Origin of the sequence: Staphylococcus capitis subsp. capitis, assembly GCF_040739495.1 — a bacterium.
Lineage (GTDB): Bacteria > Bacillota > Bacilli > Staphylococcales > Staphylococcaceae > Staphylococcus > Staphylococcus capitis.
On record NZ_CP145263.1, the window covers coordinates 1,065,058 to 1,080,545 of the forward strand.

At 32.9% G+C, this 15,488-nt stretch carries 14 protein-coding genes; 9 read left to right on the top strand and 5 right to left on the bottom strand.

What is annotated here, in order from left to right:
- Window positions 1-214 precede the first annotated feature (214 nt).
- On the top strand, window positions 215-1,684 hold the full coding sequence (gene nagE / locus V6C74_RS05440) for an N-acetylglucosamine-specific PTS transporter subunit IIBC (protein ID WP_029625714.1): 1,470 nt from the start codon (window positions 215-217) through the stop codon (window positions 1,682-1,684).
- Between the two features lie 111 nt (window positions 1,685-1,795).
- Window positions 1,796-2,923: an HAD family hydrolase gene (locus V6C74_RS05445; RefSeq protein WP_103175533.1), complete on the top strand. Its 1,128-nt coding sequence runs from the start codon at window positions 1,796-1,798 to the stop codon at window positions 2,921-2,923.
- 45 nt (window positions 2,924-2,968) lie between these two features.
- Here the strand turns inward: V6C74_RS05445 and serA are convergent, their stop codons facing one another.
- The 3 genes from serA to V6C74_RS05460 all read right to left on the bottom strand — a co-directional run bounded on the left by serA (window position 2,969) and on the right by V6C74_RS05460 (window position 6,284).
- A complete protein-coding gene (gene serA / locus V6C74_RS05450; RefSeq protein ID WP_016898236.1) occupies window positions 2,969-4,564 on the bottom strand; it encodes a phosphoglycerate dehydrogenase in 1,596 nt (531 codons plus the stop codon).
- Window positions 4,554-5,717: an alanine--glyoxylate aminotransferase family protein gene (locus V6C74_RS05455; RefSeq protein WP_002453452.1), complete on the bottom strand. Its 1,164-nt coding sequence runs from the start codon at window positions 5,715-5,717 to the stop codon at window positions 4,554-4,556. The genes serA and V6C74_RS05455 overlap by 11 nt, the downstream gene beginning before the upstream one ends.
- Window positions 5,718-5,843: 126 nt before the next feature.
- Window positions 5,844-6,284 (bottom strand): SACOL1771 family peroxiredoxin, encoded by a 441-nt coding sequence (locus V6C74_RS05460; RefSeq protein ID WP_016898235.1) that lies wholly within the window; start codon window positions 6,282-6,284, stop codon window positions 5,844-5,846.
- A 77-nt stretch (window positions 6,285-6,361) separates the two neighbouring features.
- Between V6C74_RS05460 and V6C74_RS05465 the strand changes: the two genes are divergently transcribed.
- The gene (locus V6C74_RS05465; RefSeq protein ID WP_016898234.1) at window positions 6,362-7,108 is read left to right on the top strand and encodes a glycerophosphodiester phosphodiesterase family protein; all 747 of its coding nucleotides are present in this window, start codon (window positions 6,362-6,364) and stop codon (window positions 7,106-7,108) included.
- 124 nt (window positions 7,109-7,232) lie between these two features.
- Here V6C74_RS05465 and rpsD read toward each other — a convergent pair whose 3' ends face one another.
- Together rpsD and V6C74_RS05475 are read right to left on the bottom strand one after the other, a co-directional pair.
- A complete protein-coding gene (gene rpsD, locus V6C74_RS05470; RefSeq protein ID WP_002434877.1) occupies window positions 7,233-7,835 on the bottom strand; it encodes a 30S ribosomal protein S4 in 603 nt (200 codons plus the stop codon).
- 220 nt (window positions 7,836-8,055) lie between these two features.
- Window positions 8,056-8,526, bottom strand: coding sequence for a GAF domain-containing protein (locus V6C74_RS05475; RefSeq protein ID WP_103175534.1), 471 nt, complete (start codon window positions 8,524-8,526; stop codon window positions 8,056-8,058).
- Window positions 8,527-8,661: 135 nt separating this feature from the next.
- Here V6C74_RS05475 and ezrA point away from each other — a divergent pair, with 135 nt between their 5' ends.
- The 6 genes from ezrA to V6C74_RS05505 all read left to right on the top strand — a co-directional run bounded on the left by ezrA (window position 8,662) and on the right by V6C74_RS05505 (window position 15,488).
- On the top strand, window positions 8,662-10,356 hold the full coding sequence (ezrA, locus tag V6C74_RS05480) for a septation ring formation regulator EzrA (RefSeq protein ID WP_002453448.1): 1,695 nt from the start codon (window positions 8,662-8,664) through the stop codon (window positions 10,354-10,356).
- Window positions 10,357-10,538: 182 nt separating this feature from the next.
- On the top strand, window positions 10,539-11,678 hold the full coding sequence (locus V6C74_RS05485) for a cysteine desulfurase family protein (RefSeq protein ID WP_016898232.1): 1,140 nt from the start codon (window positions 10,539-10,541) through the stop codon (window positions 11,676-11,678).
- A complete protein-coding gene (gene thiI, locus V6C74_RS05490) occupies window positions 11,678-12,901 on the top strand; it encodes a tRNA uracil 4-sulfurtransferase ThiI (protein ID WP_016898231.1) in 1,224 nt (407 codons plus the stop codon). The genes V6C74_RS05485 and thiI overlap by 1 nt, the downstream gene beginning before the upstream one ends.
- Before the next feature lie 53 nt (window positions 12,902-12,954).
- Complete coding sequence (locus tag V6C74_RS05495; RefSeq protein ID WP_016898230.1) at window positions 12,955-13,728, top strand: TSUP family transporter; 774 nt, start codon at window positions 12,955-12,957, stop codon at window positions 13,726-13,728.
- A 192-nt stretch (window positions 13,729-13,920) separates the two neighbouring features.
- Entirely contained in the window at window positions 13,921-14,415 is a 495-nt protein-coding gene (gene tpx / locus V6C74_RS05500) for a thiol peroxidase (RefSeq protein ID WP_002434812.1), read from the top strand.
- Between the two features lie 125 nt (window positions 14,416-14,540).
- Entirely contained in the window at window positions 14,541-15,488 is a 948-nt protein-coding gene (locus V6C74_RS05505) for a class I SAM-dependent methyltransferase (RefSeq protein ID WP_002453444.1), read from the top strand.

Genomic DNA, 15,488 nt, shown 5'->3' on the forward strand with positions numbered 1-15,488 from the left:
GATTTGAAAAATTGACGTTCTTAAATTTTTGATGATAAATAAAACGTTTACATGTAAAAGGCATAAACTCACGAAATAGTTATAATTAATTAAAAATAGTGCATCTCTAAAGTCTTATTTTATGGTAAATTAATTAAGTAAAATTAATTATTAATATATGAAAAGCATTTCAATGTTTAATGTGATTTGAAATTTTATTAGAGGGATGATGTTCATGTACAAATTTTTTCAAAACTTAGGTAGGTCGTTAATGCTACCTGTTGCAGTATTACCTGCTGCAGCAATTATTGTAGGGATAGGTCACGTGCTAGACGCGCTATCAATTTTGCCACAAGTTGCAATGTTCTTTACAAGTGTAGGGGAAACGATACTCGAACAACTAGGAATATTATTTGCAATTGGTGTTGCGATAGGTATGGCTAAGAAAAATGATGGTGCAGTTGCATTAGCTGCGACTTTAGGATTTTTCATAGTCACAGTCGTGCTTTCGCCTAAAAAACTAGCACCTCTATTACAAGTAAAAACGACAGATGTTAATAGTGCTTTTGAGCAAATGACAAATGGGAATGTCTTTGTAGGAATTTTAATTGGTTTAATTGCAGCATTTTGCTATAACAAATTTAGTGAAACTGAATTGCCTGTGGCACTGTCATTCTTTAGTGGTAAACGTTTAGTACCTATCATGACTGCTTTTTTCTGTACATTTTTAGCTATTGTTTTACTTTTTTTATGGCCACCAGTATTTAATGCAATTGTTACTTTTGGTAAGTGGATAGTAGGTATGGGACCATTTGGTGCATTGATATATGGTTTCTTTAACCGTTTGCTTATACCAACTGGATTACATCATGCATTAAATAATGTATTCTGGTTTGATACTGCCGGAATCAATGACATAGGTAAATTCCAAAGTGGTAAAGATGCAGTTAAAGGCATTACTGGTCGCTACCAAGCAGGGTTCTTCCCTGTAATGATGTTTGGTATACCAGCGGCGGCGCTTGCGATGTATCATACAGCGAAATCTAGTCAGAAAAAACAAGTCTACGCTTGGTTCTTAGCAAGTTCTATTTCTGCTTTCTTTGTTGGAGTAACTGAACCAATTGAATTTGCTTTCATGTTCGTTGCACCAGTTTTATTTATCATTCATGCTGCGTTAACAGGGTTATCGCTATTTATAGCGGCTATCTTTCACTGGACAGCTGGTTTCTCATTTAGCGCTGGGTTGATTGACTTTGTCTTATCACTCGTTAACCCAGTGTCAAATAAGCCATGGATGTTACTAGTTCAAGGTATCATATTCTTTATTTTATATTACACTATTTTTAGATTTGTTATCCAAGTGTTTAACTTGAGTACAATTGGTCGAGGGGATAATGAACTTGCGGATCCAACGGCTAACGCTACGTCTGAAAATAATTCTGCTACATACTCAGAATCTAAAGGCAAATATTATCATACAGCCTCACAAATTTTAGATGGACTAGGCGGCAGTGATAATATTTCAAGTTTAACAAACTGTGCTACGCGTTTAAGAATGGAATTAAATGATAATTCTATTATAGATGAACAGAAAATTAAAAATGCAGGTGCAGTAGGGGTTACTAAAAGTGGTAAACACTCAACACAAGTGATTATTGGTACACATGTTCAACAAGTTGCAGATGAAATAGAGAAACAAATGTAATAGTTATCAAAATATTTGATGGAAGGGCAAATCTATTGAAGGTTTGCCCTTTTAACATTAAACATGTAATATAAGTTGTATCAGAATTTTCTGAAAGGCCAGGTGTAAGTAGTGAAGTCCATATTATTTGATGTTGATGGTGTATTTTTGAGTGAAGAACGCTGTTTTGATGTTTCAGCAATTACTGTAGAAGAACTTTTGACGAGTGAAGGTATTTTTTTAGGTTGTGGAACATACATAGATTTTGAAAATGATTTAAATGATAAAAAGATTCAGGAAATACGAGAACGTGTATTTCAACATGATAAAATATTGAATCAATTAAAATCATTAGGATTAAATTCTAATTGGGATATGCTTTTTATCGTATTTAGTATTCATTTAATTGATCTTGCTAAGCAACTTGATCAATCACAAAGATGTGAGTTTTTAAATTCTAGTACTTTTAATGAAAAAACTTTATTCGAAATGAATAAACATTTATTACATAAAGAGATAGATTACGAGAAACCATTAGAAGTGATTGATTCCTTCAGAAATGGGAAAGATGCTATATATGAAGATTTAGAATCATATGCTAAAGACCAATTAGAAATTGATGATACAGAATTATTTAAATTAAAAAGTAATCTATGGCAACTCGCTAAAGATACATATCAAGAATGGTATTTAGGTAAGGATTTATTCAATAAAGTAGAAGAGGGTACCGCATTATTAGATTTTAAAAAGGGATTCATTTATGAAGAAGTGATACTTAAACCTCAAGAAGAAATTCAATTATTATTACAACATTTAAAAGAAGCGGGTTATCATCTAGCGATTGCTACAGGTCGTCCTAGAACAGAAACAATCATTCCTTTCGAATCATTAGGACTTAAATCATATTTTGATGATGAACACATTGTTACTGCCAGTGAGGTGTTAGATGCTGAGAGTGATTACCCAGAGTATCAACCTTTAGGTAAACCTAACCCATTTAGTTATATAGCTACCTTGAATGGTAATGACAGAAATAGATACAAGGAGTATGCTACTCATCAGGAAAATATAGTGAATAAAGACGAGGTCTATATAGTTGGTGATTCACTGGCTGACTTATTAAGTGCGAAAAAAATTGGCGCTACATTTATTGGGACGTTAACAGGTCTAAAAGGTGATAAAGCGCAGCCAGAACTCGAAGAATATGGTGCTGATTACATCGTTGAGGATGTTACTAAAATAAGGAATATTCTATTATAAAAATTGGCTACAGAACGAGATTAAAATGTTCTGTAGCCTTAAAAATTATATTGTAAGTTTTGTACTAATAATTCTATTAAATCCACCAGTTTCACGTAAAATATTGATAACATCTAAAGAGGCTTGTTGATCAATTGATAGAATCATAAGTGCGTCGCCACCTTCATTATTTCTACCTAATGTCATAGAGGCGATATTAATACCATGACTACCTAAAAGGTTACCAGTTTGACCAACAATGCCAGGTTTATCTTTATGACAAGTTACTATTTGATACTCATTTGGCTTGAAATCAAGTGAGAAGTCATTAATTCGAACGATTCTTGGACCAAATCCTGCTAGAACTGTAGCTCCGATTTTAATTTGGTCTTTATCATTAGTTAACTCAAGCTCAACATAACTACTAAAATCAGAATGTTTTTTCTGCTTTTCAATATTATATGTTACACCTTGCTGGTTCAATAGAGCTAAAGCATTAATAATATTAACTTCCTCACCTAAATCCTCTTTAAGTATATTGGTCACAATTGTTCTAGTTATTAAACTTGTATCATTCGTGGCTAAGTCTCCAGCAAAGGTAATTTTAATTTCACTTGGAGCTCCCTCTAATAATTGAATTGCAAATTCACCTATAGTTGTACCTAAATCAACAAATGATTTGACTGTTTCATCAACATTACTTAAATCCATTTTTGGAGCATTTACTGCATGTTCAACCGTTCCATTTGTTAATATATCTATAATTTCCTCTGAAACTGAAACAGCTACTTTTTCTTGGGCTTCAACTGTAGAAGCGCCTAAATGTGGAGTAACTATTATTTTATCATGAGAAATTAATGGAGAGTCTGTAGGTGGCTCATGTTCAAAGACATCAATGGCAGCATGATCTATCAAATTATTGTCTAAAGCATGAATAAGTGCTTCTTCATCAATAATTCCACCTCTTGCAACATTAATAATTTGAAGATTTGGTTTAGCATTGTTGAAAAATGACTCCCCAACAATGCCACGTGTTTTAGGTGTTAAAGGCGTATGAACTGTAACGAAGTCAGCCTGTTCAGCAATTTCATCAACAGTTGCATTTTGAATATCTAGAGATTTCGCTTTGTCTTCAGTTAAATAAGGATCGAATGCTAAAATTTTCATGCCAAAACTTTGAGCACGTTTTGCAACGCCTAGACCAATACGTCCAGCTCCGATGACACCTAGTGTTTTACCATATAGTTCTACTCCGCGAAACGCTTTGCGTTTCCATTCTTTATTACGTAATGATTGATGCGCTTGAGGGATATTGCGAGCCATTGCTAAAATCATTGCAATTGAATGTTCTGTTGCAGAAATTGTATTACCATCAGGGGCATTAATCACTAAGATACCCTTTAACGTTGCAGCTTCAATATCAATATTATCAACCCCAACACCCGCTCGAGCGATAACTTTAAGACGTGAAGCTGAGTTGATAATTTTATCAGTGACTTGAGTCTGACTACGTACAATTAATCCTTCATAATTGCCGATGATATTGATTAACTCTTCTTCTGATAAATCAGTTTGAATATCCACTTCAAATTCATTGTTATCTAATAAACTTTTTAAACCTTCTTCAGAAATAGGGTTTGATACTAAAATTTTATGACTCATGTTTGATAACCTCCATAAATTGAGCAATACCTTTGCCGATATAATTTTTATTTCTAGATTCAGTTAAAAGAATTTCTATTGCTGAAACAACAGAGAGGATATCAAATGGAGACACTTTCCCCATATGACCAATGCGTAATATATGACCTTTCAAATGTCCTTGAACGCCAGCAATTGTAATATTGAAACGTGATTTAAGTTGATCTTTTAAATAAGTTAATTCTTCTTTGTCTTTAGGTACGAAAGACGTTACAGTAGGAGAGGCATATGAATCATCTTTAACTAATAACTCTAAATCAAGAGATTTTAAAGCAGTACGTAAAGCGTTACGTATGCTATAATGGCGCTTTATAACATGATTTAATCCCTCATGTTTAACCAATTCTACATATGCATTAACTCCTCTAAATAAAGCAACATTAGGAGTGAAAGGTGTAGAATTCTGTTCTTGAGAGCTAAGATATTTATTTAAATCTAAATAAAATCGAGGTGTAGTTACTTCAGCAAAACGATCTTTAGCTCTGTCACTATAAGCAACAAAAGCAACACCAGGAGGTAACATGATGGCTTTTTGGCTACCTGAAACAAGAACGTCAATTTTATCTTTAATTAAATCAACTTCGACTGCACCAATACAACTTACACCATCTACGACAAAGTACAGTGAATCGTCATAATTTTTAAGAGCGTGACCTAATTCATGTACAGGATGTAATACGCCAGTAGAAGTTTCACAAAACTGAGAGAATACTGCTGTAACACGATGATTTAATTGTTTTAAAAATTTAATGAAATCATTAACGTCAACAGCTTCTCCCCATGTTACATCGTAAACGTGCACATTTCTATAGTATGTCTCAGCGATTTGTTTAAATCTATTTCCAAATGCACCTGAGACAATAATAACGATGTGATCATCTGGATTTGCGATATTCAGCATACTTGCTTCAAGAACACTTGTACCACTAGAAGTTAATATGAGTACTTCATTCTTTGTACCGAAAATAGGTTTCAAACCTTTAAATGCTTCATCAGCTATGTCTTCAAAATCTTTTGATCTATGTCCGACCATAGGTAATTGAATCGCGCTCATAATTGAATTTGGAACTGGCGTTGGACCTGGAGTTAATAATAAAGGTTGGTAATACTGCATAAACATTCCTCCCACTGTAAGATTTTTCTATTTTAGCAAATATTCTGAATATTTAAAACCCTAAATATTGAGCTATCACACTTATAAAACGTTTACATGTTTCCAATTTGTGATAGCTTTTGCAATTTAAACTAAAGTTGGTTCAATACGTACTTCAACATTATTTTTTATAGCATTTGAAATCATACAATTATTATCCGTAATTTTTAAGAGTTTTAGTAGTCTCTTCTTTAGATTATCTTTATGATTGTTGTCGACATTAATTTTAGGATAGTGTGTAATACACTCCATTTTGAATTTTCCATTTTCAAAGGAGGCAGTGCCAACAGAGTGTTGATTAATGCGTATATCTTTATATCCAGCTCTTTCTAAAGTTGCAGCGAGTGAAATAATATAGCATGAGGAAGCTGCCGATACTAACATTTCATCAGGATTTGTACCTATGCCTTGACCCCCTAAAGAATAGGGGATTGAAATCTGTTCGTTAATCAAATCTCCTTGAACAGTGCCTATCTCATTCCGTCCACCTTTCCATTGAGTAACTACTTTGAAATCATGCTTTACCATTTAGATTGACCTCCTGTGTCATTGTGGTAATTTAAGTTTAGAGTAATTTAAAAAAGATTAAAAGAAAGGTGACTTTCATGAAAATTGCACGTCCAAATCAAACTTTTCAAATCGTAGCACATAGAGGTTTGCCTGAAGATTATCCTGAAAATACACTTATTGCATATAAACATGCCCTTATGCTTCATATAGATATGTTAGAAATTGATGTACATTATACTAAGGATAAACAACTTGTTATTATTCATGATGATACTATTGATCGTACATCTAATGGGAAAGGTAAAGTCAAAGACTATACTTTAGAAGAGTTAAGAGAATTTGATTTTGGTGTAAAAAGAGGAGATGCGTTCAAAGGTGAACGTATACCTACATTTGATGAGGTGCTTGATTTAGTTAATAATTTTTCAAAAAAGCTACTTATAGAAATCAAGACACCATCTCAATATCCAGGTATTGAAGAGATGATTGTAAATAAGTTAAAAGAAAAAGATATGCCTTCTCACAAAGTGATATTGCAATCATTTGATTTTGATTGTGTGAAGAAGTTAGCAAATATGAATTTAGAATACGAATTAGGTGTATTATTGAGTAAAAAGAAATATTGGTATAAATTACCAGACTTTAAAGAAATTGCGAAGATTGCAGATTATGCGAATCCAAATTATAAGTTAGTTACTAAAAGATTTATGAAACATGCCCATGAAGAAATGTTAAAAGTATTACCTTACACAGTTAATAAACCTAAGGCGGCTAAGAAACTTTTACATTATGGAGTAGATGGAATTATCTCAGACATACCAGAAGAAATGTTTAAGTTGTAGGGGAAACAAGGACCGCCTAAGCTAAAGCTTATGCATAAATGCCACTAACCTTCATTGATGAGGAAGTGGCATTAAAAAAACCCCAATTCCGGAAAGGAATTGGGGTAAAATTTGAAGAAATCGATTATCTTGAGTAGTACTCAACGATTAATTGTTCATTGATTTCAGCTGGTAACTCGCTACGTTCTGGGAAGCGAACGAAAGTACCTTTTAAGCTGTCAGCATCGAAGTCTAAATATTCTGGTACGAAGTTGTTGATTTCAACAGACTCTTTAATGATGTTTAAGTTTTGTGATTTCTCACGTACTGTAATCACTTGACCAGGTTTTAGTGAATAAGATGGGATGTCTACGCGTCCACCATCTACTTCAATGTGACCATGGTTAACTAATTGACGTGCTTGACGACGTGTACGAGCTAAACCTAATGAGTAAACTACTGCGTCTAAACGACTAGCAAGTAAAATCATGAAGTTTTCACCGTGTACACCATATTGCTTACCAGCAATTTCGAATGTGTTACGGAATTGTCTTTCAGTCATTCCATATAAGTAACGTAATTTTTGTTTTTCACGTAATTGTAAACCATATTCTGATAATTTTTTACGTTGGTTAGGACCATGTTGTCCTGGTGCGTAAGGGCGTTTTTCTAATTCTTTACCAGTACCGCTTAAAGAGATACCTAAACGACGAGATTTTTTCCAGTTTGAACCTCTGAATCGAGCCATGTGAGACTCCTCCTTTTTCTTTTTTGTTGTTATGAAAAAACAAAAAAGAGTGTTATATGCTTATCGAGATATATTGTTTTATGTGTCTTCACCTTATAGCGTCAGTTACGTGACACGTCCGCGTCGGGAACAACATAGAGCTTGATAATATACAACTGCTATTTTCGTTAATTCACACAAATTTTATTGTACCAGTTTATTGAGAACTGTCAACACTTATTTATGATTGATTTAATTGTTTTTCTAGAATTTGAACGACTTGCTCTAAGCCTTCTTGATCATCCCAAGTAAATCTATCTTTTATCGGTGCATCAATGTCTAGGACGCCAATAATTTTATCATTAACATGAATAGGTATTACTATTTCTGATTTACTATTCGCATCACATGCGATATGCCCAGGGAATTGGTGAACATCACTTACACGTTGTGTAGCATCTTCAGAAACAGCAGTACCACATACACCTTTACCTATTTCGATATGCACACAAGCCGGATGACCTTGAAATGGAACTAAGATAAGTTCATTATCTTCTATTAAATAGAATCCGACCCAATTAACTTGATCTAAATGATCATTGATTAGGGCAGAAGTGTTGCTTAAAATTGCAATTAAATGATGTTCATCCTCGATTAAACTCTTTAATTGCTTGGTAAGCATCAAATAATTTGTTTCTTTTACGTTAGTCATAACTATACCCCTTCATACGAAAGTTTTTAATAAGTATAAAGTTTTGAAAATAATCTAGCAATTAATACATTTTCTATTTTAATCAAAAGAGAATTTACGTTATAATGAAAGATGATAAAATAGGAGGAGAAGTATATGGTGTTATTTATCATATTAGCAATACTCGTAATTATATTAATTGCGATAGGCGTAATGTTCTACATGCGCTCGAATAAGAGAAATTCAATTGAAAAAGCTGAAGAGCGTAAAAATGAAATTGAAAAACTACCTTTTGATGACAACTTGAAAAAATTACAAAATTTAAACTTAAAAGGTGAAACTAAGACTAAGTATGATGCAATGAAAAAAGACAACACAGAAAGTACAAATAAATACTTAGCTCCCGTTGAAGAAAAAATTCATAATGCTGAGGAATACCTTGATAAATTTAAGTTTTCTGCAGCGCAAACTGAAATTGATGATGCGCATGAACTTATGGATCAATATGAAAACAATTATAATCAACAAGTATCTCAAGTAGATGAAGTTTTAGCTTTACATAAAGACAATGAAGCATTATACGATAAATGTAAGGTCGATCATCGTGAAATGAAACGTGATGTATTGGCTAATCGTCATCAATTTGGAGAAGCTGCTCAGCCTTTAGAGAAAGAAATTGAGAAATTTGAACCGAAATTAAATGAGTATGAAACACTTAAATCAGAAGGGAATTATGTTCAAGCTCATAATCATATAGCAGCTCTACACGAAGAGATGAATAGTCTTAAAGCTTATATGGAAGAGATACCTGATTTAATTCGCGAAACTCAAAAAGAATTACCAGGTCAATTCCAAGATTTAAAATATGGTTGTAGAGACTTGAAAGTTGAAGGATACGATTTAGATCATGTTAAAGTTGATGGAAACTTACAAAGTTTAAAAACCGAATTAAGTTTTGTAGAACCTATGATAAGTCGGCTAGAATTAGATCAAGCTAATAATAAGCTTGAAAGTATTAATGATAAGTTAGATGAGATGTATGATCTAATAGAGCATGAAGTAAAAGCTAAAAATGAAGTCGAAGAAACGAAAGATGTCATTACAGACGATTTATTCAAAGCTAAAGACATGAACTATACACTTCAAACTGAAATCGAATATGTGCGTGAAAATTATTATATTAATGAATCTGATGCACAAAGTGTCCGTCAATTTGAAAATGAAATTCAAAATCTCATTGCGGTTTATGATGACATCTTAAAAGAAATGTCTAAGTCGGCAGTTAGATATAGTGAAGTTCAAGATAATTTACAATATCTTGAAGATCACGTTTCAGTTATCAATGAGAAACAAGATAAACTTCAAAATCATCTTATTAAATTGCGTGAAGATGAAGCAGAAGCAGAAGACAATTTATTAAGAGTTCAATCTAAGAAAGAAGAAGTATACAGACGTTTATTGGCTTCAAACTTAACAAGTGTTTCTGAACGTTTCATCATTATGAAAAATGAAATTGATAATGAAGTGCGTGAAGTTAATAATCAATTTAGTGAACGCCCAATACATGTTAAACAGCTAAAAGATAAAGTTGCTAAACTCGTTATTCAAATGAATACGTTTGAAGATGAAGCGAATGATGTATTAGTCAATGCAGTATACGCTGAAAAATTAATTCAATATGGTAATAGATATCGTAAAGATCATAATAGTGTTGATAAGAGTCTTAACGAAGCGGAGCGTTTATTCAAAAATAATCGCTACAAACGTTCTATCGAAATTTCAGAACAAGCACTTGAAAGTGTAGAACCTGGAATTACTAAACATATTGAAGAACAAGTTATTAAAGAATAGGTCATATTTTATAAGAGCAAGACAGAATTTTTATTCTTAGTGAATCATTTCTGTCTTGCTCTCTTTTAATTTTGCTAGAAAATAGTATAATGCTTGAGTATCCAAATTTATAAAATGATTAGCGTTCGGGTTAATCATTTTCCGATTAAAGAATTTATTAAAGTGAAAGAGAAGTGTTATCAGTGATTTATTTAGACAATGCAGCCACTACAAAAGCTGATCAAGATGTTATTGATTCCTTCGTTAAAGTGAATCAATCATTGTACTTCAATCCTAATAGCCCTCATCAAGCTGGCTTACAAGCTGAACAAGTACTGAAGCAAGCTAAAGAAGAAATAGACAGTGCTTTAAATTTAAATCACCTGTACCATATCGTATTTACAAGTGGTGCTACAGAATCTAACAATATGGCTCTTAAAGGAATCGCTTATAGGAAAAGGGAAACAGCTAATGAAATTATAACCTCTGTTCTAGAACATCCCTCTGTATTAGAAGTGATGAGATATTTAGAGGAGAAACAAGGTTTTAAACTTAAATATGTTGATGTTAAGAGTGATGGTAAAATTGATACTGAACATTTAAAATCTTTAATGTCAGATAAAGTTGGGTTGGTCACATGTATGTACGTGAATAATATTATGGGCCAAATTCAACCAATTCAAGATATTGTTAATATCTTAAAAGACTATCCACGAGCACATTTACATGTGGATGCTGTACAAGCACTTGGGAAAGTGTCTATGAATTTAAATGGTGTTGATAGCTTAAGTTTAAGCGGACATAAATTTAATGGTTTAAAAGGGCAAGGACTTTTAATTATTAAAAATATACAAAATATTGAGCCAGTTGTGCATGGTGGCGGTCAAGAGTATGGTTTGAGAAGTGGCACTGTTAATTTGCCAATGGCTGTTTCAATGGTGAAATCAATCAAACTTACCATGGGTCGTTTAGATGAAGCCAGTCGTAAATTAAATAAAATGAATCAGTCAGTTAGAACATTTTTAGAAGAATTTAGAGGCGTTTACATTAATTCCCCTAAGGATAGTGCACCCCAAATTATTAATGTTAGCTTTCCAGGTGTTAAAGGTGAAGTGCTTGTTAATGCTTTTTCAAAACATGGTGTAATGATATCAACAACAAGTGCTTGCTCATCTAAACGTGGGAAACTTAACGAAGTGCTATTAGCAATGGGAGTTCCTGATGCAAGAATAGAAGGTAGTATAAGAATATCTATGGGAGTTCATACAACTGAAGAGGATATTCAAAGATTTAAAGAAGTATTTGAAGAAGTATATGAAGAAGTTAAGGAGTTGTTAAAATAATGCACTACGATCATTTGCTCGTAAGATATGGTGAATTGACGTTAAAAGGTACAAATCGTAAAATGTTCGTTAATCAATTAAAGGATAACGTAAAACGCGCGTTAATTCCCTTACAAGGGTACCATGTAAAAGGTAAACGCGATCGCATGTACGTCGATATGGATCAAGATGCGGATATGAATGAAATTATTCATCGTTTAACTAAAGTTTATGGAATTAAATCCATAAGTCCTGTGATTAAGACCGATAAAACAGAAGAAGCAATATATGAAGCAGCAATTCAGCTAGCTCGTGATTTTGATGAAGGCTCTACTTTTAAAATAGATGTAAAACGTGTAGATAAATCCTTTCATTTAGATACCTATGCTTTACAACGTGAAGTTGGTGGCGCAATACTCAAGAATGTTGAAGGTGTTTCGGTTAATGTTAAACAACCTGACCATGAAGTGAGAGTTGAAATACGTTTGGATGCGGTGTATATCTTCGAAAAAATTATTCAAGGTTCAGGAGGCTTACCTGTAGGAACTGGTGGCAAGACGTTACTTATGTTAAGTGGCGGTATCGATTCACCGGTGGCAGGTATGGAAGTAATGAAACGTGGGGTTACAATTGAGGCAATTCACTTTCGTAGTCCACCATTTACAAGTGAGAAAGCTAAAGATAAAGTGATTGAACTCACACGTATTTTATCAGAGCGTGTAGGACCTATTAAATTACACATTGTTCCTTTTACTGAACTACAGAAACAAATTAATAAGGTTGTTCACCCTAGATATACAATGACTTCAACACGACGCATGATGATGCGTGTTTCCGATGCATTAGTTCATAAAATTGGTGCAAATGCCATCGTTAATGGGGAAAATTTAGGTCAAGTTGCAAGTCAAACACTAAAGAGTATGTATGCCATTAATCATGTGACTTCCACACCAGTTTTAAGGCCATTATTAACACTCGATAAAGAAGACATTATTAAAAAGGCTCGAGATATTGGTACTTATGAAACATCTATCCAGCCATTTGAAGATTGCTGTACAATCTTTACACCTAAAAATCCTGTAACCGAACCTGACTTTGATAAAGTTGAGAAATATGAAGGGGTATTCAATTTTGATGATATGGTTCAAACAGCAGTGGATAATATTGAAACGATGACTATCGATCAAAATTATAAAAGTGAGAAAGAACAATCAACTGATGCCTTAATTGAAGATTTATTTTAAAAATTAAGTATTGGCGAGCGAACCATCAAATAATAAAGGGGAGAATGAAGTAAGTGGATTGGCATCTATCTGTAATCGTTACTATTATGTTTTTTGGGTTTATAGCCTCATTTATTGATTCAGTAGTTGGTGGCGGTGGGTTAATTTCTACTCCTGCACTTTTAGCAGTAGGGTTACCACCCTCAATGGCATTAGGAACCAATAAATTTGCAAGTTCATTTAGTACATTAACAAGTGCTTTTAAATTTATACGTTCTGGAAAAGTTGATTTAAAAGTAGTCGGGAAGCTTTTCCCATTTGTATTTATTGCATCAGGAGCAGGAGCAATCTTAGCAACTTATTTACCCGCGAATATATTAAAGCCACTCATTATTGTCGTTTTAACGATAGTTATTGTATACACTATTGTAAAAAAAGATTGGGGTAGTGTTAGAAGCTTCACTTCATTTACATTTATTAAGGCAATCATTTTTTCAATCATGTTTATCATTTTAGGATTTTATGATGGCTTTTTAGGTGGAGGTACGGGCTCATTAATGTTATTTACTTTACTCATGTTTGGGTTTGACTTTTTAAGTGCAGCTGGTAATGCAAAAGTTCTGAACTTTGCATCAAATATTGGTGGGTTATTACTTTTTATCATGCTAGGTCAGGTCAATTTTACTTATGGATTCATTATGGCACTAAGTATGATTGTAGGTTCTTATTTTGGTGCTCATTTTGCTTTGAAAAAGGGCGTTGGATACGTTAAAAATTTATTTATTTTAGTAACTGCAGTCCTTATATTAAAAAATATATATGATTATGTCATGCAGTTGATGCACTAATCTTTAGTAACTGACGTTAAGATTATTCGTTTAATCTAGATGTCAGTTTTTTTGGATGTATATGTAATTAATGATACGTATATGAGTTTAATGCTCATTTGAAAATTAAATTGTTTACATTAAAAAATTGAATTACTACTAAAATTTGTCGTATGATAATATTAAATACTTAAAATATAGGAGGTCATCATAATGACTGAAATTACTTTTAAAAATGATCCTATTACATTGTCAGGTCAACAGGTAAAAGAAGGTGACATTGCACCCGACTTTACTGTATTAGACAATAGTTTAAATCAAATAACATTAGAAGATTATAAAGGGAAAAAGAAATTAATTAGTGTAGTTCCTTCTATTGATACAGGTGTATGTGACCAACAAACACGTAAATTTAATGAAGAAGCATCTCAAGAAGATGGTGTAGTATTAACAATTTCTGTTGATTTACCATTCGCTCAGAAAAGATGGTGTGCGTCTAATGGTTTAGAAAATGTTGTTACATTAAGTGATCACAGAGACCTATCTTTCGGTGAAAACTTTGGGGTAGTCATGGAAGAATTAAGATTATTAGCTCGCTCAGTTTTTGTATTAGATGAAAGTAACAAAATTGTTTATAAAGAAATTGTTAGTGAAGGTACTAACTTCCCAGATTTTGATGCTGCTTTAGAAGCGTATCGCAACATTTAAGTTGAATTCGTATCATTGACAGTGATTAACTAAGTGTCCATACTTGTTTAAGAAATTGAAAGTTAGATAAAGTGTTTAATTTCTATAAATTATGAATGGGCACTTTTGGTTAGAGAGGGTTTTTTATGACTGAAGAAAATACAATTATGGAACGCTTATTCCATGCATTAGATGAAAAAGCTAAATCCTTAAATGAAGAGAATGGACAAAGCTTCATTGAAAATTTAGGGTTAGCTATGGAGGAAATTTATACCAATAAAAGAGATTTACTCGAACAAGCTACACTTCAAGATAGAAGAAAAGCATTTCAATTTGCATATTTAAGTTTAATGCAAGAAGAAAATATTCAAGCAAATCACCAAATTACTCCTGATTCAATAGGTTTAATACTTGGTTTCTTAGTTGAACGATTCATGCAAGATAAAGAGGAGATGCATGTTGTTGATATCGCTAGTGGTGCTGGACACCTAAGTGCTTCTGTTAAGGAGGTACTTTCGGATAAAACAACGATGCATCATCTCATTGAAGTAGACCCAGTGTTATCTAGAGTAAGTGTACATTTAGCTAACTTCTTAGAAATTCCATTTGATGTATACCCTCAAGATGCTATTATGCCACTGCCTTTAGAAGAAGCAGATGTGGTAATTGGAGACTTCCCAATTGGCTATTATCCAGTAGATGAGCGTAGTAAAGAAATGAAACTTGGCTTTGATGAGGGGCACAGTTACTCTCATTATTTATTAATTGAACAAGCTATAAATGCATTAAAAGGGGCAGGTTATGCGTTTTTAGTCGTTCCAAGTAACATTTTTACTGGAGATAAAGTGAAACAGTTAGAAAAATTCATTGCTACAGATACTGAAATGCAAGCATTTTTAAATCTACCAACAACGTTATTTAAAAATGAAAAAGCACGAAAATCTATACTTATTTTACAGAAAAAACAACCTCAAGAGACTAAACCTGTTGAAGTCTTATTAGCTAATATTCCTGATTTTAAAAATCCACAGCAATTTCAAGGATTTATTAGTGAATTAAATCAATGGATGGACACAAATCATACAAAAAAATAA

Bases quoted from the DNA above. Each gene is read 5' to 3' on its own strand.
- V6C74_RS05465 (WP_016898234.1), top strand. From the start codon at position 6,362: ATGAAAATTGCACGTCCAAATCAAACTTTTCAAATCGTAGCACATAGA.
- V6C74_RS05505 (WP_002453444.1), top strand. From the start codon at position 14,541: ATGACTGAAGAAAATACAATTATGGAACGCTTATTCCATGCATTAGAT.
- serA (WP_016898236.1), bottom strand. From the start codon at position 4,564: ATGAGTCATAAAATTTTAGTATCAAACCCTATTTCTGAAGAAGGTTTA.
- rpsD (WP_002434877.1), bottom strand. From the start codon at position 7,835: ATGGCTCGATTCAGAGGTTCAAACTGGAAAAAATCTCGTCGTTTAGGT.
- tpx (WP_002434812.1), top strand. From the start codon at position 13,921: ATGACTGAAATTACTTTTAAAAATGATCCTATTACATTGTCAGGTCAA.
- V6C74_RS05455 (WP_002453452.1), bottom strand. From the start codon at position 5,717: ATGCAGTATTACCAACCTTTATTATTAACTCCAGGTCCAACGCCAGTT.
- V6C74_RS05475 (WP_103175534.1), bottom strand. From the start codon at position 8,526: ATGACTAACGTAAAAGAAACAAATTATTTGATGCTTACCAAGCAATTA.
- nagE (WP_029625714.1), top strand. From the start codon at position 215: ATGTACAAATTTTTTCAAAACTTAGGTAGGTCGTTAATGCTACCTGTT.
- V6C74_RS05460 (WP_016898235.1), bottom strand. From the start codon at position 6,284: ATGGTAAAGCATGATTTCAAAGTAGTTACTCAATGGAAAGGTGGACGG.
- thiI (WP_016898231.1), top strand. From the start codon at position 11,678: ATGCACTACGATCATTTGCTCGTAAGATATGGTGAATTGACGTTAAAA.
- ezrA (WP_002453448.1), top strand. From the start codon at position 8,662: ATGGTGTTATTTATCATATTAGCAATACTCGTAATTATATTAATTGCG.